The organism is Hyphomicrobium sp. B1 (assembly GCF_049532635.1).
In the GTDB taxonomy this organism is placed as follows: domain Bacteria; phylum Pseudomonadota; class Alphaproteobacteria; order Rhizobiales; family Hyphomicrobiaceae; genus Hyphomicrobium_B.
Window position 1 is genome coordinate 2,846,543 of record NZ_CP134871.1, and the last position, 23,473, is coordinate 2,870,015.

Sequence of the window (23,473 nt, forward strand, 5' to 3'; positions counted from 1 at the left end):
TTAAACATGGCGACGCGACGAAGAAGCTTCCAATACAAACTTCCGATGGCATTAAGCGCTCGTTGAGATGGCAGGCAGCCTGTCGCAACGTATCAAGAGCGCGCGAAGGTGCGCGCCCTCTAAGCCAGGGCGCCGCGCATCTCGACTTGATATCTAAGATCCGTGATGGTTTTGCGTAACTCGTCGTTCTCGATGCGGGCGTAGGCGTCGGCCGCGTGTCGCCCGAGGTTCTGCAGCATCCGTCGTTCGTTGCCGTCGATCGCCGTGCCGGACTCGTGCGGGCCATAGAACGTGATGGCATAACAATGCACGCGGCTCGTCGCCGGAATCGCCAGGATCGGCATATCGAGATCGCCAGGAAATGACGCGTCCTTTGCCACCGCCTCGTTGATGACGCACGGCTCGCCCTTCAGCAGCGCGCCGAGATTGTCATCGTTGAGACGAAGATCCGAGATATCGCCGGTCCAGCCTGTGCCGTTTTCGTAGCGGCGAAAACCGCTTTCGGTCCGGCGGAACGTCACCGCTGATGACAGCCTGAGAATATTGCTGGCGCGGCTGGATAAAATTCGGTCGATCTCGTCTCCGGTTTTGGCCTCCAATATGGCTTCGTCGAGAATCTCCCCGGCCCGATCGAGCGAGCGATTGAAAAAATCGTCGGCGAGCTCGACGGCCCATTCGTGCAGCCGTCCGATGACAAACAGAATGATCGCGCCGACGAGAAGCCACGTCCAGCTCGGAAGCTCGACAAGCTCATGCAGATGCTCGGCCTGCTCGTGCAAGAGGAGAGCCGGCAAACTCGTAATGAGCGCAAGCACGGTCACGCGCCTGAGCGGTATCGCAACGTTGACGACGCGTTGCCGCCGCACGGCTTCGACCACGAACAGGCAAAGCACGCCGTTGGTAAGATATAGCAGCCCGGCGACATCTTCCGGCAGAAACAGCCCGTCCCAGTCGGTCAGCAGCGTCGTGTATTCGTTGAGATCGGCGATGACAAACGCCGGAAGTCCGATCAGGCATCCCCACATCACCCACCGCAGGCGCTGGTTGTCCTTGGGCGACAGCGTCTGCCGCCGCATCAGCAGGATCGCAACGGCCGCCGCACTGACGAGGATACCGAACAAGATTGTGACGCGACTGAGCAATTCAGTATGGAATCCGAACGAGCTGCCGTAGGACGCCATGAGCGCCACGGCAATAACGGCGCCGAGCCATGGCATCAGGCGTTCCGCGCGCGCCCATTGCGGCTGCAGCGTATCGGTCGGCGCTCGCATCACGAAGATCAGCAGGCCGACGTATCCCGCAGCCTGAGCAATGCAACCCAGAGCGTTCTGCGCCATCAGCACGATCGGCCAGCGCTGCAAGTGGGCATAGAATTCGTAGGCTTGGCCGGGATTGAACCAGATGGCGTACAGGAAAAAGCCCCAGCTCATAGGACCGGGCTTCGTCCACACCAGCCACCCGGCGCCGAGGATGACCGCGATGCCGGCGATTTGCTCGAGCATCAGCACGAAGCGCACGAGCCAGTTTGAGGGCCGGGGCAGCGCCATCAAGTGCACCTGACGTGCCGGTTCCGCGCCATTGGGCAGCAGCTCGAACGTCGCCTGTACGCCAGGAAGGACATATTCGTTGCCGCCGACCGCTGAGATCGTCGCGGCACACACGTCGCGATCGTATGGAATACATCGCATTTTCGAAAAATCGAGCCTGTCGCCCTCGCGCACACCGGCTTTCCAGGCGGGGGAGTTCTCGAGGGCATTGAACGGACCGGCAACGTCATAGATCAGCCCGTCACTGTCGGCATAAAAACCGAACGATCCGAGAGGGCGAACCACGCGCGCGAAATCCGGCAGGATCATCGCGAGCGCCCAGATCAGCAGTCCGAGAAACAGAAGCCGCTGGCGTATCATCGTCGATTGCTTTCGCCTCAGGACTGTCATGCAATTCTGGTGACGGCCAACTTATCCCCGCAGTCCATGCCAGTGGTAGAATGCCGATGCATGAGGCCGCAAGGAGGCGCATTTGCGCAGGTTGAAGTTAATGATTTCCTTAATGAAATCCTGCTCCCGGAACGCTCGCTTCTGTGCGCGGCGGCGTTGCACTGGATTTTCATTATGAACATAATATAAAACCCTCGGCATGGGTTAAACGCGGATACGGTTTGGGGCCTTCATGATCTCTTCGGCGCTCGCCGCAACGATGGCGCGTAAAAACATCCACTACGGCTGGGCCGTTGCCGCCGCGGCATTCCTCACTATGCTCGTGACGGCAGGGGCCGTGGGCGCGCCGGGCGTTTTTATCGTCCCGCTCGAAAAAGAATTCGGCTGGAAGACGTCGGAGATCTCATCGGCGTTGGCCATCCGTTTCATCCTTTTTGGGCTGATGGGGCCGTTCGCGGCCGCGTTCATGAACCGCTTCGGCATTCGCCGCATGGTGCTGACGGCGCTCGTCATCGTTGCCGCCGTGCTCGCCGCGTCGTTGGCGATGACCAGCCTCTGGCAACTCGTTCTGCTGTGGGGCGTCGGCGTCGGATTTGGAACGGGACTGACGGCGATGGTGCTCGGCGCCACGGTCGCGACACGCTGGTTCTCCGAGCGGCGCGGCCTGGTGATGGGCATGCTGTCTGCCAGCACGGCAACCGGCCAGCTGGTCTTTCTGCCGCTGCTCGCCAAGCTCACGGCGCTTTACGGATGGCGTCTCTCCGTCGCGTTCATCTGCGCGGTGATCGCCGTTGCTGCCATCGTCGTCTGGCTCCTGATGCGCGACCGTCCCGCCGATGTCGGCCTGCCACCTTACGGCGCGAAGGACATCGTTCCCACGCCGCCGCATACTGAGAATTTTGCTGCGCTGTTGCTGACGCCGTTGTTGGTGCTGAAGGAGGTCTCCACCAGCGGAGCATTCTGGGTGCTGTTCGGCACGTTCTTCATCTGTGGCGTGAGCACGACCGGCCTGATCCAGACGCATTTCATCGCGCTGTGCGGCGATTACGGCCTCGCATCCGTCGCGGCGGCCAGCGTGCTCGCGATGATGGGCGTCTTCGATTTCTTTGGCACCATCGGCTCGGGCTGGCTATCGGATCGTTTCGACAACCGCTGGCTGCTCTTCTGGTACTACGGCCTGCGCGGGCTATCGCTGCTTTATCTGCCGTACACCGACTTCACATTTTATGGTCTGTCGCTTTTCGCGATGTTCTACGGCCTCGATTGGATCGCGACCGTGCCGCCCACGGTCAAGCTGACGACGCGTTATTTTGGGCCTGAAAAAACCAACGTCATCTTCGGTTGGATCTTCGCCGGCCATCAGATCGGCGCAGCGACGGCGGCATATGGAGCAGGGCTCACGCGCACCGAGTTCGCGACCTATCTGCCGGCGTTCTTTGCAGCGGGAATTGCGTGCCTCGCCGCGTCGCTGCTCATTCTGTCGCTAAAGAAACCGGAGAGTGCGCCCGCAATGCTCGATGCCAAAGCAACAACGTAAGGTGTAAATAATCAGACGGCGTAAGCCGCAGCGATCAATAATCCGCCGACAATGGCGGCGTTCGTTTGCCATGCGGTCTTGGCGGTCTGCCGCATCGGTTCATCCATGTTCCAGAAGTTGAGCAGCATGACCGAAGCGGCGATCGTGAACACGATCAAGCCGAACGCAGCGGCGGCCGTGAAGATATTGAGAACGAAAAGCGCGCCGGCAACAATCTGGAAGAGAGAGCCGACGATTAGGACGAGGCGAGGGTAGGGGATGCCGCGCGCAGCGACCATGGCGGTCAGCGGCGGCATGATGAAGAAGTGATGCACGCCCGCGTAGACAAAAAATCCGCCGAGCAGCACGCGGCCAAGCCCCAAAAGAAACGCGCTGAGGCTGAGCATTCTCTCGATCCCCCGAATCTTTTCCCGCTGAGCCTACTCTATATCAATGGCCCGCAAACGCAGCGCATTTCCGATCACGCTGACGGATGACATCGCCATCGCTGCAGCCGCGATGACGGGCGATAGCAGCAAACCAAAGACCGGATAGAGCACGCCTGCCGCAATCGGTACGCCCGCGGCGTTATAGATGAAAGCGAAGAACAGGTTTTGCCGGATGTTCGACATCGTGGCTTCGGACAGCCGACGCGCTTTCGCGATGCCTCCAAGGTCGCCTTTGAGCAGCGTAACGCCCGCGCTTTCGATCGCGACGTCGGTGCCCGTTCCCATCGCGATGCCGACGTCGGCGGCGGCGAGAGCAGGGGCGTCGTTGACGCCGTCGCCCGCCATCGCAACGGCGTGGCCGCGACCGTTGTATTCGTTGACGATGCGCGCCTTGTCTTCCGGCAGCACATCCGCCTTGACGTCGTCGATGCCGAGCTTGCCGGCGACAGCCTTCGCCGTCGTGGTATTGTCGCCCGTCAGCATGACGACATGAATACCGCTGGCTTTGAGTTTTTTAAGCGCCGATGCCGTCGTCGCCTTGATGGGATCGGCGACCGCAATGATACCCGCTGCCTGCCCATCGACCGCGACGTAGACCGCGGTCGCACCGTCGGCGCGCAGCTTTTCCGCGTCTGCATCGAGTGACGACGTCGAGATGCCCGCTTCGTCGATGATCTTCCTGTTGCCGATAACGACGGCGCGGCCGTCGATGGTGCCGCTGACGCCCTTGCCCGACGGTGCTACAAAGTCGCTGACCGGCGAAAGCGCGATATTGCGTTCGCGTGCGGCAGCGACGACGGCCGCACCGAGCGGGTGTTCGCTCGCCTGTTCAAGACTTGCTGCGAGCTTCAAAAGCTCGGCTTCGTCAACACCGGACGTGGTGCGGATCGAGGTAACCTTCGGCTTGCCTTCAGTCAGCGTGCCGGTCTTGTCGACGACGAGCGTGTCGATCTTTTCCATCCGCTCCAGCGCTTCGGCGTTCTTGATCAGAACGCCCGCGCGCGCACCGCGTCCGACGCCGACCATGATCGACATTGGCGTTGCAAGACCAAGCGCGCAGGGGCATGCGATAATCAGCACTGAGACCGCTGCGATGAGAGCGTATGAAAACCGCGGCTCTGGACCGAACGCCATCCACGCGATGAACGCCAATACTGCGACGCCTAAGACCAGCGGCACGAACCAGCTTGCAACCTGATCGGCCAATCGCTGGATCGGCGCGCGGCTGCGCTGTGCATCCGCCACCATCTGGACGATGCGCGCCAGCATCGTATCGCGGCCGACCTTTTCGGCGCGAATGACGAGCGCGCCCGAGCCGTTGATCGTGCCGCCGATCACCTTCGCACCAGCCGTTTTGCTGACGGGCATGGACTCGCCGGTCACCATCGATTCATCGACGTTGCTTTTGCCATCGATGACTTCGCTGTCGACCGGTATGCTTTCACCGGGACGCACGCGCAGTTTGTCGCCGACGACGACGGTCTCAACTTGCACTTCTTCTTCGGAATTGTCGGCCTTGATGCGCTGCGCGGTTTTCGGCGCGAGATTGAGCAGCGACCGGATGGCGCTGCTCGTCTGGTCACGCGCGCGAAGCTCAAGTACCTGACCCACGAGAACCAGCACCGTGATGACTGCAGCCGCTTCGAAATAGACGGGCGCTGCGCCATCCATGCCGCGTAGGCTTTCTGGAAACAAGCTCGGCGCCAGCGTCGCGACAATGCTGTAGACCCACGCCACGCCCGTTCCGAGCGCGATCAGTGTGAACATGTTGAGGTTGCCAGTCTGGATCGATTTCCAGCCGCGCTCAAAGAACGGAAAGCCCGCCCACAGCACGACGGGCGTGGCGAGCACGAGCTGCACCCAATTCGAAACCGTTGGGCTGATGAGGTGGTGCAGATCGAAGATGTGTCCGCCCATTTCGAGCACGAACACTGGCAGCGCCAGCGCAAGGCCAATCCACAGACGCCGCGTCATGTCTTCAAGCTCAGGATTCGGCTGAGCCTCGGCCGATACGATCTCGGGTTCGAGCGCCATGCCGCAGATCGGACAAAAGCCCGGCCCGACCTGGCGGATCTGCGGATGCATCGGGCAGGTGTAAATCGTGCCGGCGGGGACGTTCTCAGAGCGCGCTTCGGCGGGTTTCAGATATTTCGCAGGCTCGGCGAGAAACTTCGTCCGGCAACCGGCAGAGCAGAAATAATAAGACTGTCCCCCATGCTCGGCGCGGTGCTTCGCCGTAGCGGGATCGACGCTCATGCCGCACACGGGATCCTTCGCCATGTGCGCGGCCACGCCGTGACTATGACCCGAATGATCATGATGGGCGTGATCGTGCGCCTCAGCAGTCGCGCCGTCTTTCGCGGTCTGATGCGAGCAGCAGCTATGCCCGTTCTGGCCACTGTGATCGTGTCCGTCGGTCGGTTTACCTGCCGCCATCATTCCGCATCCTTGAGTCCGCGTACCCGCCTAGGGTATCGTTTGACAGATATACCCCCATAGGGTATACGTCAAGGCATGCAGAAACAGACAAAAACCGCGTGCTTGAAACGCCTGAGCCGGATCGAGGGGCAGGTGCGTGGCATCGCCAAGATGGTCGAGGATGACCGGTATTGCATCGACGTCGTCACGCAGATCTCGGCCGTTCGCGCCGCCCTTCGCCGTCTCGAAGAGGAAGTTCTGAAAGATCACGTCGCACATTGCGTCGAGCACGCAATCGCCAGCGGCAACTCGGCCGAGCAGCGCCGTAAGGTGGCAGAATTAATGGATGTGTTGGCCCGCTCTTCGCGCTGAACTTCGTCGGACAAGGAAAATCGGCTTTTATCAATATTGAGCGTTTCTTCGTTACAATTTGAAATACCGCCCATGCGTCGATGCCATTGATTTGCCACGCCGATGACGACTTCAGGCATCACATATTGAACGACGGAAATGGCGTTCCGATCTGTTCAGCCATGACTGCCCTACGGGTAAATCAAAGAATGCGCGGGATTCAATGAAAGCAATCATTCTGTCGATCGTCGGCGTGTCGGCGTTAGCCGGTTCGTCGACCCTGGCCTCAGCCCAGCAGTGGCAACAATGGAATGACCCACGCGGCGCACCCGTGCAGGGCTATTCCCAGTATGGCTACGACGAACCGCAGGATGACGATCGCTACTTCGATCAGCAAGACGGCCCGCGCGCCGATAATCGCTACGGCGATCCCGACAGCGACCCGCGCCGCTACGATCCCCGCTACAACGGCAACCGCGACGGCGGCTATTACGCGCCCTATCCGGGGCGGCGGGTCTACGGCAGCGACGGCTATGATAAATATGGATACGATCGCGACGATGATGGCGCGTGGGACGCAGCGCCCTCTCGCGAAGAAGAAGAGCGGCTGAGCAGGTCGCAGGGCGTCAGCGGCGGATCGCGCCCTTATATCCGTCCTGTGGCGCCGCCGAAGGTGGCCTTCAACGCGCCGTACGCGCCGGGCTCCATCGTCATCGATACCAGCGCGCGCAAACTCTACTACGTGCTCAACACGCACACGGCTTACGCCTATTCGATCGGCGTCGGCCGTCAGGGTTTTGCCTGGACCGGTAAGGAAAAAGTGTCCCGCATTGCTGATTGGCCGGATTGGTATCCGCCCGCAGAAATGCGCCAGCGCCAGCCGGGACTTCCCGTGCGCATGCTCGGCGGTATCGGCAATCCGCTCGGCGCCAAGGCAATCTATCTCGGTAACACGCTGTATCGCATCCACGGCACCAACGAGCCGAAGTCGATCGGCAAGGCGATGTCGTCAGGTTGCTTCCGGATGATGAACGCCAACGTGCTGCATCTTGCGTCTCTCGTGCATGTGGGAACCGAGGTGACGATCGTGCGCTCACTGAGCGGCCGCGTGGCTGCCGCAGAGAAGTCGCGGTCGAAGCCGGCTGAGCGGACGTCGGTGAAGACCTCTGCGGCTGCGCAGAAAACGAGCCCGCAATCGCCGCACATCATCAATCGTCAGTCGGAACGGCAAGCCGACGACGATGGCTGGGACCCTTATAATGGCTGGCATTGACGCAATGCCACGTGTGCGGGGCCAAAGGCATCGCAGCGCCTATGCATCGTCGTCTTTCTCCGGCGGCGGATTGCCGTTCTTGTCCCAAGTGATGAACGGATAGCGCGCGAGGTTGGAATTGCCGTAGCGGCGATCGTTCGTCACTTCGCGCCCGGCCCACTGCGGCAATGCCAGCGCCTGGTCCGGACTTTTGAGTTCGGCTTCGGCGAGCACCAGCCCTTTGTTCGCGCCTTCGAAGACGTCGACACTCCATACGACGCCGCCATAGGGCACATCATAGCGCATCTTGCTGATGATCGGCTCGACGCTGAACTGCTTGATCATCTCGACAGCGTCGGCTTTCGGAATCTCATATTCGTATTCATGCCGGACCAGCATGCCCGGTTCGCTCTTGAGCGTGATGTAGCCCTTGTCACCGTAGATGCGAATGCGGGCTCGGAGCAGCGGCGTGCGCGCGAAATAGCCCTGCAGAATGCGTTCAGAACCCGTCACCGCCTCTCTCCAGGAGGCGTCATGGATCAGAAATTTTCGTTCGATTTCGAGTGCCATTCGCCCTCCCGTCGTCCGCGCCGCAAACGAAGAACTGCGACGCGTCGCACAGACTGTAGCTCGTTCTGACGGCCGGAATGTTGCTGCTTGCTTTCCGGAGCAATACGAATTGTTGGAACCGCATGCGACGACCTGTTGGGACCGAGCCGGCGGGAGTTCGCGACCGGGCGGAACTCTCCCGCCGTCGCAACGTAGCAATTAGGTCCGCGCGCTCCGATTGCCATTGATCCAGGCCAAGAGAGGCGCGACGAAAACATTACTCTTGCATATTGTTCGGAAAATCCGATCTAAGGCACATCAACCCTCCAAACCGGAACCGGCCCATGAAAATCGATTTGACCGACAAGACCGCCCTCGTAACTGGCTCGACGGCCGGTATCGGACTGGCCATCGCGAAAAGTTTGGCTCAGGCCGGCGCCAAAGTGGTGATCAATGGCCGCAAGCAGGAGACGGTCGATAAGGGCATCGCCGCCGTGCACAAGGCATGCAACGCTGCGGCTGTCACGGGTGTCGCTGCCGACGTCGCTACCGCAGCAGGCTGCGATGCCTTGATCAAGGCGGTGCCGTCGGTCGATATCCTGATCAACAATGCCGGCATCTTCGAGCCGAAGCCCTTCTTCGATATTCCGGACGCCGATTGGATGCGCTTCTTCGAGACGAACGTGATGTCCGGCGTGCGCCTGACCCGCGGCTACCTGAAGGGTATGCTTGAGCGCAACTGGGGCCGAGTGATCTTCATCTCGTCGGAGTCAGCGGTGAACATTCCCGTCGAGATGATCCATTATGGGTTCACCAAGACCGCGCAGCTCTCGATTGCCCAGGGCGTCGCTCAACTGACGGCCGGAACCAACGTCACCGTCAATTCCGTCTTGCCGGGGCCGACGCTTTCCGAAGGTGTCGATGACTTCTTGAAGTCGATGGCCGAAGCTGCAGGCAAGAGCACGGACGAGATGGCCGCCACTTTCGTGAAAGAACACCGCCCGACCTCACTCATTCAGCGGTTCGCGAGCGTTGAAGAAGTCGCCAACATGGTTGTGTACGCGGCGTCCAAAGAAGCCTCCGCCACCAACGGCGCGGCGCTCCGGGTTGAAGGTGGCATTCTTAGAACCATCGGCTGACCGCGGCCGGCCTCCTCGACGCGTCATGCCGAGGAGCCATTGCGCAGATGAAAAGCGGATGCTCGGCACAGTCACGCGTGACTGCCCCGAGCATCACAACTCGATCTGGAGATCAATTCTGCGGCTGCTTTGGCGGCACTTCGATCTTTACGCCCGGAGCTTCGATCTTCGTGCCTTCGTTGCCCTTTTCGATATGCGTATAAGGCGCATCGATCGTCGTCTGATCGCCCGGCTTATTGGTTTCGACTTTCGCCGCCGGCGTATCGACAAGCACTTCTGTGTGTGAACGCCTATAGGTCGTCACCGCACCGATGACGACACCCGCAGCGATCAGGCTAAGCGCAATGAAGATGAGAAGTTGGCGGGTTTGCATAGGCATCCCTCCTTTTTCGTTTTTTAGCCGAATCTTATTGTAACGCGATGCGGCCGGAAAAGTTTCTTCACGGATCAATGTTCAGACTACTCATGGTTCTGCTGAACGGGTGGCAATTTCCAGCTTCGGCTCGCCCGAGGCATTCGGCTTGAGTGTGTATAGTTTTTTGTTTTCCGCCGTTACCTTCGCGATTTCCGTTGCCGAAGAAAAGACCCCGCCGGGCTTGGTAATAACGAGCTGCTGTTGCGAGCACGATGAGTGAACGACGGAAACTCCAGGCTTCAGGTCATAGGTCTTGCTTCCGTAGGAATAGCTGAGTTCCACCTTTGCGAAATTCTTGATCTGGAATGTCAAGATTTTCGAAGCAGGCTGGCCGAACAGTTCGACCGATATGAACTTCGGCTTGGCGCCTGGAGCGCGCGCAACGCCGACGCCGATTTCGGATACGCTGGCGCGAAGAATGTTGGCGCGATGCGGCGGCGAGTTCATCCAGCCCGCAATGGCTTGCAAGGCAAGCTCGCCAGTATCGAAGCCGCCGATGTTCTGGTCCATCGCGAGGTTTTCGGCGATATCGCAATGTTTGTAACCGACGCTCTCAGCGCGCTGGGCGGGCGTCCGGCCGTCTGCGGTGTGTGAAAACCTGCCGCTCGTTGCCACCTTCTGCGCAAACGCGCGCGCAGCCTTGGCTAGCATGGCATTGACCTTAAGCGCCGGCAGATTTTTTTCTCGACGCACTTCGTTCGTCATTTCGACGATGTGTTTTTCAACCTGAGGCAGGTCTGGCACGAGCGCCGCCATCGTTCATCCATTCTGGCCATCTGATCCCCTGGTTCTAAGAGGAATAGCGGCCCTCACATGCGGATGCCATCCCGTCCGATCAAGGAGCCCAACGGACTGTGGATTTTGTGTCGCGCCGCTCGCCTCGGGGACTTGTGCCGCATTGCGCCCAAATGGCGCGTCCCTGCAACTCTGGCCGTCCGCAGCGCTGCCCTAGGCTTGAGCGCGCCTCGGCAGCGCTGTAGAGGGATGCGCCATGAGTGACAAACCGATTCTTCCGGGCGATGGCCCCATTGAGCCCGTCGAGCTCAGAGCTGCTCTCGAAGAGCGCTATCTGGCCTACGCCCTTTCGACCATCATGCACCGTGCGCTGCCGGACGTGCGCGACGGCCTGAAACCCGTTCATCGGCGCATTCTTTATGCTATGCGCGAGCTTAGGCTCAATCCCGAGGGCGGCTTCATCAAATGCGCCAAGATCGTCGGCGAGGTGATGGGCGACTATCACCCGCACGGCAACCAGGCGATCTACGACGCTCTTGCGCGTTTGGCGCAGGATTTCGCGGTGCGCTATCCGCTGGTCGATGGCCAGGGCAACTTCGGCAACATCGACGGCGATAATCCGGCTGCTGAGCGTTACACCGAAGCGCGCATGACCGAGATTGCTGCGCTGATCCTCGAAGGCATCGACGAGGAGACGGTCGATTTCCGTCCCAACTACGACGGCCGCGTCGAAGAGCCAGTCGTGCTGCCGGCCGCTTTTCCCAATTTGTTGGCGAATGGATCGTCGGGCATCGCCGTCGGCATGGCGACGAACATCCCGCCGCACAATGTCGATGAATTGTGTGCCGCGCTTCTGCATCTCATCAAGCATCCGAACGCCACGATCGAGAAGCTTGTCGAGTTGGTTCCCGGTCCTGACTTTCCGACCGGCGGCGTGATCGTCGAGCCGCGCGCCCAGATCCTCGAAGCCTATAAGACTGGCCGCGGCGGCTTTCGCTTGCGCGCGCGCTGGGACAAGGAAGAGACCGGGCGCGGCGGCTATCAGATCGTCGTCACCGAAATTCCCTACGGCGTGCAGAAGGCGAAGCTGATCGAGAAGATCGCCGACCTGATGAGCGAGAAAAAGCTTCAGCTCTTAGGCGACGTCCGCGATGAAAGTGCCGAAGAGATTCGCCTTGTGCTCGAACCCAAGAGCCGCACGGTTGATCCTATTCTGCTGATGGAGAGTCTGTTCCGCGCGACCGAGCTTGAAGTGCGCGTCAGCCTAAACATGAACGTGCTATCGGGCGGCCAGATCCCGAATGTGCTCGATCTGCGCGACGTGCTCTGGCAATGGCTAGAGCATCGCATCGAGGTTCTGGTTCGGCGCTCAACGTACCGCCTGAAAAAGATCGAGCATCGCCTTGAAGTGCTCGACGGCTACCTGATCGCCTACCTCAACATCGACGAGGTGATCCGGATCATCCGCCGCGAGGACGATCCTAAAGCCAAGTTGATGTCGAAATTCAACTTGAGCGACGTCCAGGCCGAAGCGATCCTGAACCTGCGCTTGCGCTCGCTGTCGAGGCTCGAAGAAGTCGAGATCAAGGCTGAGCACGACAAGCTTTCGAAAGAACGCCGCGAATTGAAGCAGCTTCTGAAGTCGGAAGAGCTGCAATGGGAGCGCGTCTCTGAAGAAGTCAAGGAAACGCGCGAAAAGTATTCCAAGAAGACGCCGCTCGGCCGCCGCCGCTCGTCATTCGCCGACATGCCCGATATCGACATCGATCTCGATGCGGCGCTCGTCGAGAAAGAGCCGATCACCGTCATCATGTCTGAGAAGGGCTGGGTGCGCGCGCTGAAGGGCCATCAGGACGACCTGTCGAAGCTCGACTTCAAGCAGGGCGACGGCTTGAAACGCGCCTTGAAGGCGTTCACGACCGACAAGCTCGTGCTTTTCGCGACGAACGGCAAATTTTTCACGCTCGAAGCGGGCTCGCTGCCGGGCGGGCGCGGTCACGGCGAGCCGCTCCGCCTTATGATCGATCTTGAAGAAAACCACGATATCGCTGAGCTTTTCGTCCATGACCCCTCACGCAAGCTGCTCGTGGCTTCGACCGGCGCTTACGGCTTCATCGTGCCGGAAGCCGAGGTTATCGCCGCAACACGCAAGGGTAAGCAGGTCCTGAACGTCAGCGAGCCCGAGGAAGCCCGCGTTTGCGTGCCGGTTGATGGCGACTACGTCGCGACCATCGGCGAGAACCGCAAGATGCTCGTTTTCAAACTCGACGAGGTCAACGAAATGACCCGCGGCAAGGGCGTCATCCTGCAGCGGATCAAGGACGGCGCACTGTCGGATGCGCGCGTGTTCAAAAGGTCCAACGGCTTGACCTGGCTCGACAGCGCCGGCCGCGAATTTTCGCTGTCGTGGAGCGAACTGAAGGAATGGGTCGGCGAGCGCGCGCAAGCAGGCAAGGTGGCGCCCAAGGGCTTCCCGCGGTCAAATTCGTTCGGTCCCCGATTTTAGTCACACCTGTTGACTGCCGGACCTTGTGGCATTCGCTGCGCGAAGCTACGACTGCCTGCTATGGGTGGGTATCTGAAACGGACGGCGTCCAGGGCCGGGTTCTCGTTGCTGGCGATAGCGTGTGCCGGGTCGGCCGCATGCGCCGTGGAGGCGACGACGGGTTGCTCGAAGGAAGACTTTGAAGCGGTCGTCGAAGAGGCGGCCGGCAGCCTGCGCGACCTTAATTTGAAGAACCGCCCGCCTTTCCAGGAAAAACTGCGGGCGCTGAAAGACAAGCGGCACTGGAGCCATGACGAGTTCATGGAAAAGGCAAAACCGTTCGTAAGGGACGATAAGACCGTCGTCTATGACCAGACGACCAACGAATTGCTGTCCGAGATCGCCATGATGGGCCAGCAGGGGGCCGAGGCCGACACGCCTGATTGTGCACGCATGCAGGATCTGCGCGAGCACATGAAAAAGCTCGTCGATACGCTATCGGCGAAGTGGGTCTACATGTTCCAGAAGCTCGACGCCGAACTCGCGAATTGATCGAGTTCAGGACTTATCTGTCATCCCTCTGCATAAAGCTCAGGACACGCTCCATTGGCATCCGAGGTGTGGCAGGCGCAACTACTGCGGAATGTCTTCGTCGTCAGGCGCGCGTTCCCAGCGGTCGGGTCCAAGACGTTCCTGCGGCTTGAAGCGCGTCTTGTACGCCATCTTCCGCGAACCCTCGATCCAATAGCCGAGATAGACGTAAGGCAGTCCGATCCGGCGCGCGAAGGCGATGTGTTCGAGGATCATGTACGTTCCAAGGCCCGCATCGGCATCGTCAGGATCATAGAAGCTGTAGACCATCGAAATGCCGTCGCTCAGCCGGTCGCACAGTGCAACTGCTTTGAGCGGCCAGGTATCGAAGTCGAGATCTTCGGCCCCCTCAGGCTTTTCGCGATATTCGGTAAGGAACGTCTCGATGACCGTATCTTCGACCATCATGCGATAGTCGAGCATCGTCATGTCAGCCATGCCGCCGTCGCTGTGGCGCGCGTCGATGTAGGCGCGAAACAGCCGGAACTGCTCCATGGTCGGCGTCGGTGCCGTACGCTGGGCGACGAGACGTGAATTCCTTTTCCATGCTCGTCGCATCGAGCGGTCGGGCTCGAACTGGTCAGCGAGCACGCGGACGGAGACGCAGGCTTGGCAGCCCTCGCAATAAGGCACGTAGGCGATATTCTGGCTGCGTCGAAAGCCGGTGGTCAAAAGGCGATCGACAAGCTCAGGCGGCTTGTCGTGCGTCAGGTGCGTGAAAAGCTTGCGTTCGAGCTTGCCTGGTAAGTAGGGGCACGGCTGCGGCGCCGTCACGTAGAATTCTGGAAACTTCTTTTGCTGCTCCGTCATTCAGACGCGTCCCTCAGGGCTCCAGCGATTACTGATGATAGGAGGATGAAGACTCCAAATTCAAGGTGCTGGAGATCACTACGCAGCATCAATAGTGAATGTCAGGCAAAATTGTAGAAGCATAGCCGAGCAAAATACGCCTTTTCTGACCGGGCGGGTGCCAGTTATGCGCGCAAGGCGCTGCGTTTTGTAGGCAACTTAACCTGAAGTGGGTGCCCAGAGATGGGACGCCGCTGTGCCTGCATGACGGGAATTCGCATACCGCGGCGCATCGCAATCGCGCAGCAAAGGTCCATTGCGGAGGAACCAGCCGGCTCCAGACAGGCCCTCGTTCGGTGCCGGGGCGAATGCGCTCCGCCGATAGTTCAAATCCGGATTATCCGTAATGACCGGAAATCTAAACCTTGAATTCCGGCGAGGGCGCTCTCGGGATGCGGGCGCCGTCCGCGCCGACTTGGCTCGCCACGCCGTAAAGGGTGCATGCCAGGACAAGGGCAACGAACATGATGCCCATCCAGAGCGCCGAACGGCGCACAAACCAACCGACGGTAAGAGTTCCGGATGCGCGCGCATCGTCCCACGCCGCGCCTTCGGCCCGCTCGACACTTTGAGTAGTCATATGCTGATCTGCCGCCTTAGAAACTTGCCTCTGCGACTCACCCGATCACATCGCCCCGACACCCCCATCCGCACAAGACGACCATGCGCGCTTTTGGTGGAAATCGAATCGGATGTGGCATCCGCGCTGCTTATCTGCCGCGAGGAAGGGAGTGGCAAGGCCAAACCGTGGCAAATTCGATACGCTTTGAAGGCGACATGAGGGCCAATCCGCAACAGGAGCCGCGGCAAATATTCCTGACCACAGATTAGGCAGGAAGTGCGACAGCCTTGTTCTTGTGCACGGGAATATTTCCCGCATACTTGGCTCGATCAGTCCAAAAACAAATAAAAAACGACCAGAGGAACCGTCCAGGGCACACCGCAATCGCTCCCGCGAGCGATTACCGCTTCAAACCTGGAGGCCCCATGATCGAACTCGTCGTCGCTGTCTGCCTGATCGACCAGCCGAGCCGTTGCAAAGACGTCACGCTGAATTTCGAAGGTCAGAGCGTCAGCGCCAGCCAGTGCATGACCAACGGTCAGATCGAGATGGCGAAGTGGATTGGTGACCACCCCAACTGGGTTATCCAGAAGTGGCACTGCGGCATGGCCGGACGCTCCGCCGACCTCTAGGAAAACTTATAACGAGCCGGCCAGTTGACAGGCCGGTTCCACCTCGGCTCCCTGTGGTCCAAAAGGCCTCAGGGGAACGCCAACAATGTCGACATCATCGAACGTCAAGTTCGCGACGGCAGCCGTGCACGCCGGAGCAGCGCCGGATCCCACGACCGGCGCGCGTGCCACGCCGATTTATCAGACGACGTCTTACGTCTTTAATGATGTCGACCATGCCGCCGCCCTTTTCGGGCTGGAGGCGTTCGGCAACATCTATACGCGCATAACGAACCCGACACAGGCGGTGCTCGAAGGGCGCCTCGCCGCGCTCGAAGATGGCTCAGCCGCGCTGGCGCTTGCCTCCGGTCATGCCGCGCAGTTTCTGGCGTTCCATACGCTGCTTGAGCCGGGCGACGAGTTTATTGCCGGGCGGCAGCTCTACGGCGGCTCGGTCAACCAGTTCAATCATTCGTTCAAGAAGTTCGATTGGAACGTCATCTGGGCGGATGCAACGGACCCGCAATCGTTTGCCCGCGCCGTCACGCCGAAAACGCGTGCGATATTCTGCGAAAGCATCGCCAACCCCGGCGGCATCGTCGTCGATCTCCCAGCCATTGCAGCCGTCGCGAAAGATGCGGGCGTACCGTTTATTGTCGATAATACGCTGGCGACGCCCTACCTCTGCCGTCCGAAGGATTTCGGCGCCGACATCGTCGTACACAGCCTGACGAAATTTATTGGCGGCCACGGCAACTCGATCGGCGGCGCCATCGTCGATTGCGGCACCTTCGACTGGCTCGGAAGCCGCCACCATTACAAATCTCTGGTCGATCCGAATCCCTCCTACAACGGCCTGAAGATTGCCGAGGCCTTCGGGCCGATGGCGTTTGCCATCGCGGCGCGCGTTCTGGGGTTGCGCGACCTCGGGCCCGCAATCTCGCCGTTCAACGCCTTCCTGCTGTTGACGGGTTCCGAGACCCTGCCGCTCCGCATGCAACGGCAGGCCGACAACGCGCTCGCTGTCGCCGAATGGCTCGAAAGGCAGCAGAAAATCGCCTGGGTTAGCTATGCCGGGCTGCCGTCGAGCCCCTGCCACGCGCTGCAGAAAAAGATTTGTCCAAAAGGTGCAGGTGCCGTCTTCACGTTCGGGCTCAAAGGCGGATATGAAGCGGGCGTGAAGCTCGTTTCGGGCTTGAAGCTCTTCAGCCTTCTCGCCAACATTGGCGACACGCGAAGCCTTGTCATCCATCCCGCATCGACGACGCACCGGCAGCTCCGGGACGATGAGCGACGGGCTGCGGGGGCGGGGCCGGATGTCGTCAGGCTATCGATCGGCATCGAAGACATAGAGGACATCATCGGCGATCTCGAACAGGCGCTCGCTGCTGTCTAGACGTCAACGGGAAGGGACTATGAACCACCAGCTTGTTCTTCAATTTCAGGGCGACGACGACGATACGCTCGACAAGGTCATCGCGCTGGAAGATCGCCTGATCGAAGCGCTCGGCAGCTCGACGTCGGCCGAAGTGGACGGTCACGAGCCCGGTGAGGGCGTGATCAATCTCGTGCTGCTGGCAAAGAACGCGACGAAGGTCTGGGAGAAGATCGAGCCGATCGTGGAAGACGCTTCCGACGAGCTCGATATCAACGCCGTCGCGTTCCGCTCCCTCGATGGCGAGGATTTCACGGTTCTCTGGCCGGTCGATTATGAGGGCGAGTTCGAGTTGGCGTGAGCCTTTTCCCCTCTCCATTGTGTGGAGAGGGGCGATCGCCAGCCCTGCCGTTGTAGGCTGGGACGGCCCTAATGCGCTTTAACGTAAGCGCCGGGGGCGTCCTCGATCACGCCGAGCGTGCTGCCGGGAACGCGCGCCGGCACCCAACCGCCCGACTGCTGCGACAGCCATTCGATCCAGTACGGCCACCACGAGCCTGGATGCTCGACGGCGGACGCCTGCCAATCGGCGATGTTCGTCATTGCCGTGCCGTCGGTCCAATACTGATATTTGACCTTATTCGGCGGATTGACCACGCCCGCGATGTGTCCCGATCCGGCAAGCACGAACTCGACCGGGCCGCCGAACATCTGAATGCCGCGGAACACCGACGGCGCTGGCGCGATGTGATCCTCGCGCGTCGCCACCGAGAAGATCGGCAGCGTAATTTTCTTCAGGTCGAGATGAACGCCACCGAGCGTCATGTCGCCCCGTGCCAGCCGGTTCTCGTTATAGAACTCGCGCAGATAGAACTTGTGATTGGCCGCCGCCATGCGCGTCGAATCCTGGTTCCAGTAGAGCAGGTCGAACGGGAACGGCTTCTTCCCAAGCAGGTAATTGTTGACGACATATGGCCAGATGAGATCGCGCGGCCGCATCATATTGAAGACGTTCGCCATGCGCGAGCCGTCGAGGAAGCCGCGCTCCGACATCAGCGCATCGAGACTCTCAAGCTGCAGGTCGTCGGTGAACAGCAACAGATCGCCGGCGAGCGAAAAGTCGACTTGTGTCGTCAGCAACGTGCAGCATTGGAACGGCTCTTCGCCGCGCTGGGCGAGATAGGCGAGGCCGGTCGCGAGCGCCGTTCCGCCAACGCAGTAGCCGAGCACGTTGATCTTATCGAGCCCCGTTTCCTTCTGCACGGCCCGCACCGCTTCGAGGATGCCTTCCAGCACGTAGTCCTCGAAGGTCTTGTCGGCGAGCTTTTCGTCCGGATTGACCCACGAGACGATGAAAACGGTGAAACCCTGGTCGACGACATACTTGATCAGGCTCTTCGAAGCCGTCAGGTCGAGAATGTAGTATTTGTTGATCCACGGCGGGACCATGACCAGCGGCCGCTCGCGGACTTTCTCCGTCGTCGGACTGTATTGAATGAGCTGCAGCAGTTCGTTCTGGAAAACGACCTTGCCGCCCGTTGTTGCCAGGTTACGGCCAAGCTCAAAGGCGTTCGCGTCAGTCTGGCTGATCTTCATCAGATCGCCGGAACGCTTCATATCCTCCGCCAGCAGATTGGCGCCCTTCAGCAGGTTCTCGGCGTTCGAAGCCAGCGTCTCGCGCAAGACCTCCGGGTTCGTCACTGGGAAGTTCGTCGGCGAATAGGCGCTGGTGAGCTGTTTCAGATAGAACTCGGCGCGATGCCGTTCGACCGCATCGAGGTCCGGCGTCGAGGCCAACTGATCCTCAGCCCATTTGCACGCCAGGAGATAAGCCTGTTTGCAGAAATCGAAGAACGGGTTGTGATCCCACTCGGGGTCCTTAAACCTGTGATCCCCGGCAACCGGTGCAATGAGCGGCGGCACGTCCTTGTTCAGCATACGGGTCAGGACGTTGTTCCAGAGCGCCGCGAACTGCCGGAAGAATTCGGCCTGTGCCTCGGACAGCTTAACTGGGTCGGATAGCCATTTCCGGACCAACGCGGTCAATGTCTCGGTCGCGGCCGAAAATTCGCTCGCGGGCGAATAGGGACCCATCTTGGCGTCGGGACGCTCCGCAAGCTGAGCAAGCGCCGTGCTGCCCTGCTCGAACGCTTTCAACAGGTTTGTAGCGAACGCCTCCGGATCCGGAATGCGGTAGGCCGAGAAAAACGGCGGCAATTCGTGGCTGTCTTGCGGCATGGCGGCTTAAGAAGCTTTCTAAGGTTTTTTATCCGTTGGCACGGTACGCGAGTTCGCCAAAACCCTCGATGACAGTGCCGTTAAGAGGGGAGTCGAAGCAAGTGCGAATCGGTCATGTTGGCCCTTCGCAGTAGGTAGGTGGTGATGGCGCCATCATGACCGCGTCACGTTTGCTCCCGCAGTGCGAAAATAATGCGAAACCGTGCCCTTTCGCCCCGTTCGGTGCTACCTCGCGCCGCGGTACTGGACGGACCATGGGCCGCAAGCGTAAAGAGGCGTGCGGCCAAGCATTATCGCGAGCCTGGGCTTTGGTTAAACGACCGTTGATCAGCTTCGCAGCCGCCATATGAATTTCGCCGCGATTGCTGCGGTGCCGAGGGATAAAGATCTTTGAGCGAAGAGTTTCACCGCATCAAGCGCCTGCCACCGTACGTTTTCGCGGAAGTCAACCGTTTGAAGGCGGCTGCCCGAGCGCGCGGCGCGGATATTATCGACCTCGGCATGGGCAATCCCGATATGCCGACGCCGAAGCATATCGTCGATAAGCTCATCGAGACTATCAACAAGCCGCGGACGCATCGCTATTCGGCCTCGAAGGGCATTCCGGGACTGCGCAAGGCTCAGGCTGCTTATTACGAGCGTCGCTTCGGCGTGAAGCTCGACCCCGAGACCGAGATCGTTGCAACGCTCGGCTCGAAGGAAGGCTTCGCCAACATTGCCCAGGCGATTGCTGCACCCGGCGACATCGTGCTCGTGCCGAACCCGACCTATCCGATCCACTCGTTCGGTTTCATCATCGCGGGCGCCGCTATCCGCCATCTGCCGGCATCGAACGGCGAGGATTTTCTGCGCGCGATGGAACACGCGGTAAAACACTCGATTCCGAAGCCGCTCGCCGTCGTCATGTCGTATCCGTCGAACCCGACGGCCATGACGGTCAGCCTCGACTTCTACAAGGAAGCCGTGGCGCTGGCGAAGAAGCTCGACATCATCATTCTGTCCGACATCGCCTATGCCGAGCTTTATTACGATGACAACCCGCCGCCGTCAGTGCTGCAGGTTCCCGGCGCGAAGGACATCACCGTTGAATTCACGTCGCTGTCGAAGACCTACAACATGCCGGGCTGGCGGATGGGCTTTGCTGTCGGCAACGAAAGGCTGATCGGTGCGCTTGCGCGCGTGAAATCCTATCTCGACTATGGTGCCTTCACGCCGATCCAGGTCGCCGCCGCAGCAGCACTCAACGGCCCGCAGGATTGCGTCGACGAAATCCGCGCCATGTATAAGAGCCGCCGCGACGTACTCGTTGATAGCTTCGCAAAAGCAGGGTTTCCCGTGCCGCCGCCGCCCGCAACGATGTTCGCCTGGGCGCCTGTGCCGGAGCGGTATCGGCACATGGGCTCCGTCGAGTTCGCCAAGATGTTGATCGAGAAGGCCGACGTCGCCGTCTCGCCGGGGGTCGGCTTCGGCGAATACGGCGAAGGCTTTATTCGCATCGCGCTGGTCGAAAACGAGCAGCGCATTCGCCAGGCTGCCCGTTCGATCAAGAAGCTTTTCTCCGAGCCGGCAGAAACGCCGGCGGATATTTCCCGCCCACAGCAGTCCGCAATCCGATAATCGACAGCATGGAACCTCTCACCCTTGGTATTGCCGGACTAGGCACGGTTGGCGGCGGTTTGCTTGGCCTGCTGCAGGCGAACGGTCCGCATTTCGCAAACATTGTCGGTCGCGAGATCCGCGTCACCGGCATTTCAGCCCGCAACCGCAAGAAAGAACGCGGCATCGCCGTCGATAATGTCGAATGGTTCGATGATCCGGTCGCGCTTGCTGTGCACCCGTCGAACGCTGTGTTCGTCGAGTTGATCGGCGGCGAGGACGGTATTGCCAAGGCTGCCGTTGAGGCAGCGCTCAATGCCAAGAAGCACGTCGTCACCGCCAACAAGGCGCTGCTCGCAAAGCACGGTGTCGAATTGGCACGCTTAGCCGAGAAAAATGGCGTCGCGCTGAACTTCGAGGCCGCCGTCGCGGGCGGCATTCCGGTTATCAAGACGCTGCGCGAAGCGCTGGGCGCCAACCGCGTCAAGCGCGTTTACGGCATTCTGAACGGCACCTGCAATTACATCCTCTCCAAGATGCAGTCGGAGAACCGCGCCTTCGACGACGTGCTGAAGGAAGCGCAGGAACTGGGCTACGCCGAAGCCGATCCGACATTCGACATTGGTGGCTTCGATGCCGCGCATAAGCTTGCGCTGCTGACGAGCCTCGCCTTCGGCACCCGCGTCGCCTTCGAGCAGATCCACGTCGAAGGCATTCAATCGATCACCCAGGCCGACATCGAAGCCAGCGACAGCCTCGGCTATCGCATCAAGCTGCTGGGCGTCGCGACGGAAACGGAGACCGGCATCGAGGCACGCGTCTCGCCAGCACTGGTCTATAAGGATTCCGCCATCGCCGAAGTTTCCGGTGTGACGAACGCCGTCGCGATCGACGGCGATTTCTCCGGCAACATTCTCCTCGTCGGACCGGGCGCCGGTGCCAAGCCGACCGCATCGGCCGTCGCGGGCGATATTCTCGATATTGCGCGCGGCCTGATCGTTCCGCCGTTCGTGACCCCGACCGCCAAGCTCAAGGCGCACAAGCGCGCCAAGCTCGACCAGCATTACGGCTCTTATTACGTGCGCCTGGCGCTTTACGATAAGCCCGGCGCCATGGCCGCTGTCGCGAAAAGCATGGGCGACCAGCAGATTTCGCTCGAAAGCATCGTCCAGCACCGGCCGCAGACGCTGCACGCGCCGCGTATCGGGGGCCGCGCGCCGACGAACAAGGACCAGCCGGTTATCATCATCACGCACGAAACCACAGAACAGGCCGTGCGTAAGGCGCTCGAAACCATCGAGAAAGATGGCATCGTCACCGAGCGCCCGCAAATGATACGCATCGAAGAGCTTTGAACGAAACCTTGGGCACCGCGGAAGGACATGGATCATGAGCAGGGCTGAACAAGCAAACGGCACGCACGGGCCGGGTCTCGATCGAATTTTGGTGCTCGAACTGGCGCGCGTGACGGAAGCTGCCGCCATTGCCGCCGCTCATCTGGTCGGACGCGGCAACGAGAAAGCTGCCGACAAAGCTGCCGTTGACGCCATGCGCCGTGAGCTTGGCCGCGTCGAAATCCGCGGCACGGTCGTCATCGGCGAAGGCGAGATGGACGAAGCGCCGATGCTGTACATCGGTGAGAAGGTCGGCACCGGTGAAGGGCCCGAAGTCGATATCGCCGTCGATCCGCTCGAAGGCACGACGATCTGCGCCAAGGCCATGCCGAACGCGCTCGCCGTTCTCGCGATTTCAGAGAAGGGCGGCCTGCTGCATGCCCCTGACATGTACATGAACAAGATTGCCGTTGGTCCGGGTTACCCGAATGGCGTCGTCGATCTCGATGCAACGCCTGCTGACAATCTCAACGCCCTTGCCAAGGCGAAAGGCGTGCCGATCCATGAGATCATGGCTTGCATTCTCGACCGTCCACGCCACGCCGACCTGATCCGCGCCGTGCGCGAAGCCGGTGCAGGCGTGCAGCTCATTCCGGACGGCGACATCGCGGGCGTCATCTGGACGACGGACCCGAAGGAAACCGGCATCGACATTTACATGGGGTCGGGCGGCGCGCCGGAAGGCGTCCTCGCGGCGGCAGCGCTCCGCTGCATCGGTGGCCAGATCCAGGGCCGTCTGATGCCGATGAAAGACGAAGAGCGCATTCGCGCCGAGAAGATGGGCATTTCCGACATCAAGCGGAAGTTCTGTCTCGAAGATATGGCTTCCGCCGACGTCGTCTTTTCCGCAACCGGCGTCACTGACGGTTCGTTGCTGAAGGGCGTGCACATTCGCGGCGACTTCGCGGAAACGGAAACCGTCGTCATGCGCTCGAAGACGGGCACCGTTCGCCGCATCAAGTCGCGCGTGCGCAACGTCGGCTCGCGTTTCGTCTGATCTCGCAGGCCATC

21 protein-coding genes are annotated in these 23,473 nt (G+C 60.4%); 12 read left to right on the forward strand and 9 right to left on the reverse strand.

What is annotated here, in order from left to right; all coding sequences use genetic code 11:
• Positions 1-119 precede the first annotated feature (119 nt).
• Positions 120-1,907 carry a hypothetical protein gene (locus RLW55_RS13590; RefSeq protein WP_423414463.1) on the reverse strand — a complete coding sequence of 596 codons (1,788 nt, stop codon included), beginning with the start codon at positions 1,905-1,907 and terminating at the stop codon, positions 120-122.
• Positions 1,908-2,169: 262 nt separating this feature from the next.
• Here RLW55_RS13590 and RLW55_RS13595 point away from each other — a divergent pair, with 262 nt between their 5' ends.
• On the forward strand, positions 2,170-3,474 hold the full coding sequence (locus RLW55_RS13595; RefSeq protein ID WP_414463021.1) for an MFS transporter: 1,305 nt from the start codon (positions 2,170-2,172) through the stop codon (positions 3,472-3,474).
• 11 nt (positions 3,475-3,485) lie between these two features.
• On the opposite strand, the gene RLW55_RS13600 is transcribed toward RLW55_RS13595, so the two are convergent.
• Together RLW55_RS13600 and RLW55_RS13605 are read right to left on the reverse strand one after the other, a co-directional pair.
• Complete coding sequence (locus RLW55_RS13600) at positions 3,486-3,860, reverse strand: DoxX family protein (RefSeq protein ID WP_414463020.1); 375 nt, start codon at positions 3,858-3,860, stop codon at positions 3,486-3,488.
• A 33-nt stretch (positions 3,861-3,893) separates the two neighbouring features.
• The gene (locus RLW55_RS13605; protein WP_423414464.1) at positions 3,894-6,341 is read right to left on the reverse strand and encodes a heavy metal translocating P-type ATPase; all 2,448 of its coding nucleotides are present in this window, start codon (positions 6,339-6,341) and stop codon (positions 3,894-3,896) included.
• 75 nt (positions 6,342-6,416) lie between these two features.
• Between RLW55_RS13605 and RLW55_RS13610 the strand changes: the two genes are divergently transcribed.
• Together RLW55_RS13610 and RLW55_RS13615 are read left to right on the forward strand one after the other, a co-directional pair.
• Complete coding sequence (locus RLW55_RS13610) at positions 6,417-6,692, forward strand: metal-sensitive transcriptional regulator (protein ID WP_409560334.1); 276 nt, start codon at positions 6,417-6,419, stop codon at positions 6,690-6,692.
• A 202-nt stretch (positions 6,693-6,894) separates the two neighbouring features.
• The gene (locus tag RLW55_RS13615; RefSeq protein WP_423414465.1) at positions 6,895-7,944 is read left to right on the forward strand and encodes a L,D-transpeptidase; all 1,050 of its coding nucleotides are present in this window, start codon (positions 6,895-6,897) and stop codon (positions 7,942-7,944) included.
• Positions 7,945-7,983: 39 nt separating this feature from the next.
• Here RLW55_RS13615 and RLW55_RS13620 read toward each other — a convergent pair whose 3' ends face one another.
• Positions 7,984-8,493, reverse strand: a complete 510-nt coding sequence (locus tag RLW55_RS13620) for a CYTH domain-containing protein (RefSeq protein ID WP_013948131.1) — start codon at positions 8,491-8,493, stop codon at positions 7,984-7,986.
• Positions 8,494-8,816: 323 nt separating this feature from the next.
• Between RLW55_RS13620 and RLW55_RS13625 the strand changes: the two genes are divergently transcribed.
• The gene (locus RLW55_RS13625; RefSeq protein ID WP_414463017.1) at positions 8,817-9,611 is read left to right on the forward strand and encodes an SDR family NAD(P)-dependent oxidoreductase; all 795 of its coding nucleotides are present in this window, start codon (positions 8,817-8,819) and stop codon (positions 9,609-9,611) included.
• A gap of 112 nt (positions 9,612-9,723) precedes the next feature.
• Here RLW55_RS13625 and RLW55_RS13630 read toward each other — a convergent pair whose 3' ends face one another.
• Together RLW55_RS13630 and RLW55_RS13635 are read right to left on the reverse strand one after the other, a co-directional pair.
• Positions 9,724-9,984, reverse strand: a complete 261-nt coding sequence (locus tag RLW55_RS13630) for a hypothetical protein (protein ID WP_409560331.1) — start codon at positions 9,982-9,984, stop codon at positions 9,724-9,726.
• 90 nt (positions 9,985-10,074) lie between these two features.
• Entirely contained in the window at positions 10,075-10,782 is a 708-nt protein-coding gene (locus RLW55_RS13635; RefSeq protein WP_423414466.1) for a CAP domain-containing protein, read from the reverse strand.
• Positions 10,783-11,017: 235 nt separating this feature from the next.
• Between RLW55_RS13635 and parC the strand changes: the two genes are divergently transcribed.
• Together parC and RLW55_RS13645 are read left to right on the forward strand one after the other, a co-directional pair.
• The gene (gene parC / locus RLW55_RS13640) at positions 11,018-13,267 is read left to right on the forward strand and encodes a DNA topoisomerase IV subunit A (RefSeq protein WP_423414467.1); all 2,250 of its coding nucleotides are present in this window, start codon (positions 11,018-11,020) and stop codon (positions 13,265-13,267) included.
• A 60-nt stretch (positions 13,268-13,327) separates the two neighbouring features.
• Positions 13,328-13,798 (forward strand): hypothetical protein, encoded by a 471-nt coding sequence (locus RLW55_RS13645; RefSeq protein ID WP_423414468.1) that lies wholly within the window; start codon positions 13,328-13,330, stop codon positions 13,796-13,798.
• 81 nt (positions 13,799-13,879) lie between these two features.
• On the opposite strand, the gene RLW55_RS13650 is transcribed toward RLW55_RS13645, so the two are convergent.
• Both RLW55_RS13650 and RLW55_RS13655 read right to left on the reverse strand, forming a co-directional pair.
• On the reverse strand, positions 13,880-14,647 hold the full coding sequence (locus RLW55_RS13650; RefSeq protein ID WP_409560327.1) for an arginyltransferase: 768 nt from the start codon (positions 14,645-14,647) through the stop codon (positions 13,880-13,882).
• Between the two features lie 397 nt (positions 14,648-15,044).
• Complete coding sequence (locus RLW55_RS13655; RefSeq protein ID WP_013948123.1) at positions 15,045-15,266, reverse strand: hypothetical protein; 222 nt, start codon at positions 15,264-15,266, stop codon at positions 15,045-15,047.
• Between the two features lie 407 nt (positions 15,267-15,673).
• Between RLW55_RS13655 and RLW55_RS13660 the strand changes: the two genes are divergently transcribed.
• The 3 genes from RLW55_RS13660 (at position 15,674) to RLW55_RS13670 (ending at position 17,595) form a co-directional block, all read left to right on the forward strand.
• On the forward strand, positions 15,674-15,880 hold the full coding sequence (locus RLW55_RS13660; RefSeq protein WP_013948122.1) for a hypothetical protein: 207 nt from the start codon (positions 15,674-15,676) through the stop codon (positions 15,878-15,880).
• 85 nt (positions 15,881-15,965) lie between these two features.
• The gene (locus tag RLW55_RS13665; protein WP_423414469.1) at positions 15,966-17,255 is read left to right on the forward strand and encodes an O-acetylhomoserine aminocarboxypropyltransferase; all 1,290 of its coding nucleotides are present in this window, start codon (positions 15,966-15,968) and stop codon (positions 17,253-17,255) included.
• Positions 17,256-17,274: 19 nt separating this feature from the next.
• Positions 17,275-17,595: a hypothetical protein gene (locus RLW55_RS13670; RefSeq protein ID WP_409560325.1), complete on the forward strand. Its 321-nt coding sequence runs from the start codon at positions 17,275-17,277 to the stop codon at positions 17,593-17,595.
• Between the two features lie 68 nt (positions 17,596-17,663).
• Here RLW55_RS13670 and RLW55_RS13675 read toward each other — a convergent pair whose 3' ends face one another.
• Positions 17,664-19,472 (reverse strand): PHA/PHB synthase family protein, encoded by a 1,809-nt coding sequence (locus RLW55_RS13675; RefSeq protein ID WP_409560324.1) that lies wholly within the window; start codon positions 19,470-19,472, stop codon positions 17,664-17,666.
• Between the two features lie 390 nt (positions 19,473-19,862).
• On the opposite strand from RLW55_RS13675, the gene RLW55_RS13680 reads away from it, so the two are divergent.
• The 3 genes from RLW55_RS13680 to glpX are packed head-to-tail and all read left to right on the forward strand — an operon-like array spanning position 19,863 to position 23,459.
• On the forward strand, positions 19,863-21,089 hold the full coding sequence (locus tag RLW55_RS13680) for an LL-diaminopimelate aminotransferase (protein ID WP_024276046.1): 1,227 nt from the start codon (positions 19,863-19,865) through the stop codon (positions 21,087-21,089).
• A gap of 8 nt (positions 21,090-21,097) precedes the next feature.
• Positions 21,098-22,423 carry a homoserine dehydrogenase gene (locus RLW55_RS13685; RefSeq protein WP_024276045.1) on the forward strand — a complete coding sequence of 442 codons (1,326 nt, stop codon included), beginning with the start codon at positions 21,098-21,100 and terminating at the stop codon, positions 22,421-22,423.
• Positions 22,424-22,457: 34 nt separating this feature from the next.
• Entirely contained in the window at positions 22,458-23,459 is a 1,002-nt protein-coding gene (gene glpX, locus RLW55_RS13690; protein ID WP_013948115.1) for a class II fructose-bisphosphatase, read from the forward strand.
• Positions 23,460-23,473 lie beyond the last annotated feature (14 nt).

What these genes read in the sequence shown, in the direction of transcription:
- RLW55_RS13590 (WP_423414463.1), bottom strand. Translation starts at nt 1,907, where the DNA reads ATGATACGCCAGCGGCTTCTGTTTCTCGGACTGCTGATCTGGGCGCTC.
- RLW55_RS13595 (WP_414463021.1), top strand. Translation starts at nt 2,170, where the DNA reads ATGATCTCTTCGGCGCTCGCCGCAACGATGGCGCGTAAAAACATCCAC.
- RLW55_RS13600 (WP_414463020.1), bottom strand. Translation starts at nt 3,860, where the DNA reads ATGCTCAGCCTCAGCGCGTTTCTTTTGGGGCTTGGCCGCGTGCTGCTC.
- RLW55_RS13605 (WP_423414464.1), bottom strand. Translation starts at nt 6,341, where the DNA reads ATGATGGCGGCAGGTAAACCGACCGACGGACACGATCACAGTGGCCAG.
- RLW55_RS13610 (WP_409560334.1), top strand. Translation starts at nt 6,417, where the DNA reads ATGCAGAAACAGACAAAAACCGCGTGCTTGAAACGCCTGAGCCGGATC.
- RLW55_RS13615 (WP_423414465.1), top strand. Translation starts at nt 6,895, where the DNA reads ATGAAAGCAATCATTCTGTCGATCGTCGGCGTGTCGGCGTTAGCCGGT.
- RLW55_RS13620 (WP_013948131.1), bottom strand. Translation starts at nt 8,493, where the DNA reads ATGGCACTCGAAATCGAACGAAAATTTCTGATCCATGACGCCTCCTGG.
- RLW55_RS13625 (WP_414463017.1), top strand. Translation starts at nt 8,817, where the DNA reads ATGAAAATCGATTTGACCGACAAGACCGCCCTCGTAACTGGCTCGACG.
- RLW55_RS13630 (WP_409560331.1), bottom strand. Translation starts at nt 9,984, where the DNA reads ATGCAAACCCGCCAACTTCTCATCTTCATTGCGCTTAGCCTGATCGCT.
- RLW55_RS13635 (WP_423414466.1), bottom strand. Translation starts at nt 10,782, where the DNA reads ATGGCGGCGCTCGTGCCAGACCTGCCTCAGGTTGAAAAACACATCGTC.
- parC (WP_423414467.1), top strand. Translation starts at nt 11,018, where the DNA reads ATGAGTGACAAACCGATTCTTCCGGGCGATGGCCCCATTGAGCCCGTC.
- RLW55_RS13645 (WP_423414468.1), top strand. Translation starts at nt 13,328, where the DNA reads ATGGGTGGGTATCTGAAACGGACGGCGTCCAGGGCCGGGTTCTCGTTG.
- RLW55_RS13650 (WP_409560327.1), bottom strand. Translation starts at nt 14,647, where the DNA reads ATGACGGAGCAGCAAAAGAAGTTTCCAGAATTCTACGTGACGGCGCCG.
- RLW55_RS13655 (WP_013948123.1), bottom strand. Translation starts at nt 15,266, where the DNA reads ATGACTACTCAAAGTGTCGAGCGGGCCGAAGGCGCGGCGTGGGACGAT.
- RLW55_RS13660 (WP_013948122.1), top strand. Translation starts at nt 15,674, where the DNA reads ATGATCGAACTCGTCGTCGCTGTCTGCCTGATCGACCAGCCGAGCCGT.
- RLW55_RS13665 (WP_423414469.1), top strand. Translation starts at nt 15,966, where the DNA reads ATGTCGACATCATCGAACGTCAAGTTCGCGACGGCAGCCGTGCACGCC.
- RLW55_RS13670 (WP_409560325.1), top strand. Translation starts at nt 17,275, where the DNA reads ATGAACCACCAGCTTGTTCTTCAATTTCAGGGCGACGACGACGATACG.
- RLW55_RS13675 (WP_409560324.1), bottom strand. Translation starts at nt 19,472, where the DNA reads ATGCCGCAAGACAGCCACGAATTGCCGCCGTTTTTCTCGGCCTACCGC.
- RLW55_RS13685 (WP_024276045.1), top strand. Translation starts at nt 21,098, where the DNA reads ATGGAACCTCTCACCCTTGGTATTGCCGGACTAGGCACGGTTGGCGGC.
- glpX (WP_013948115.1), top strand. Translation starts at nt 22,458, where the DNA reads ATGAGCAGGGCTGAACAAGCAAACGGCACGCACGGGCCGGGTCTCGAT.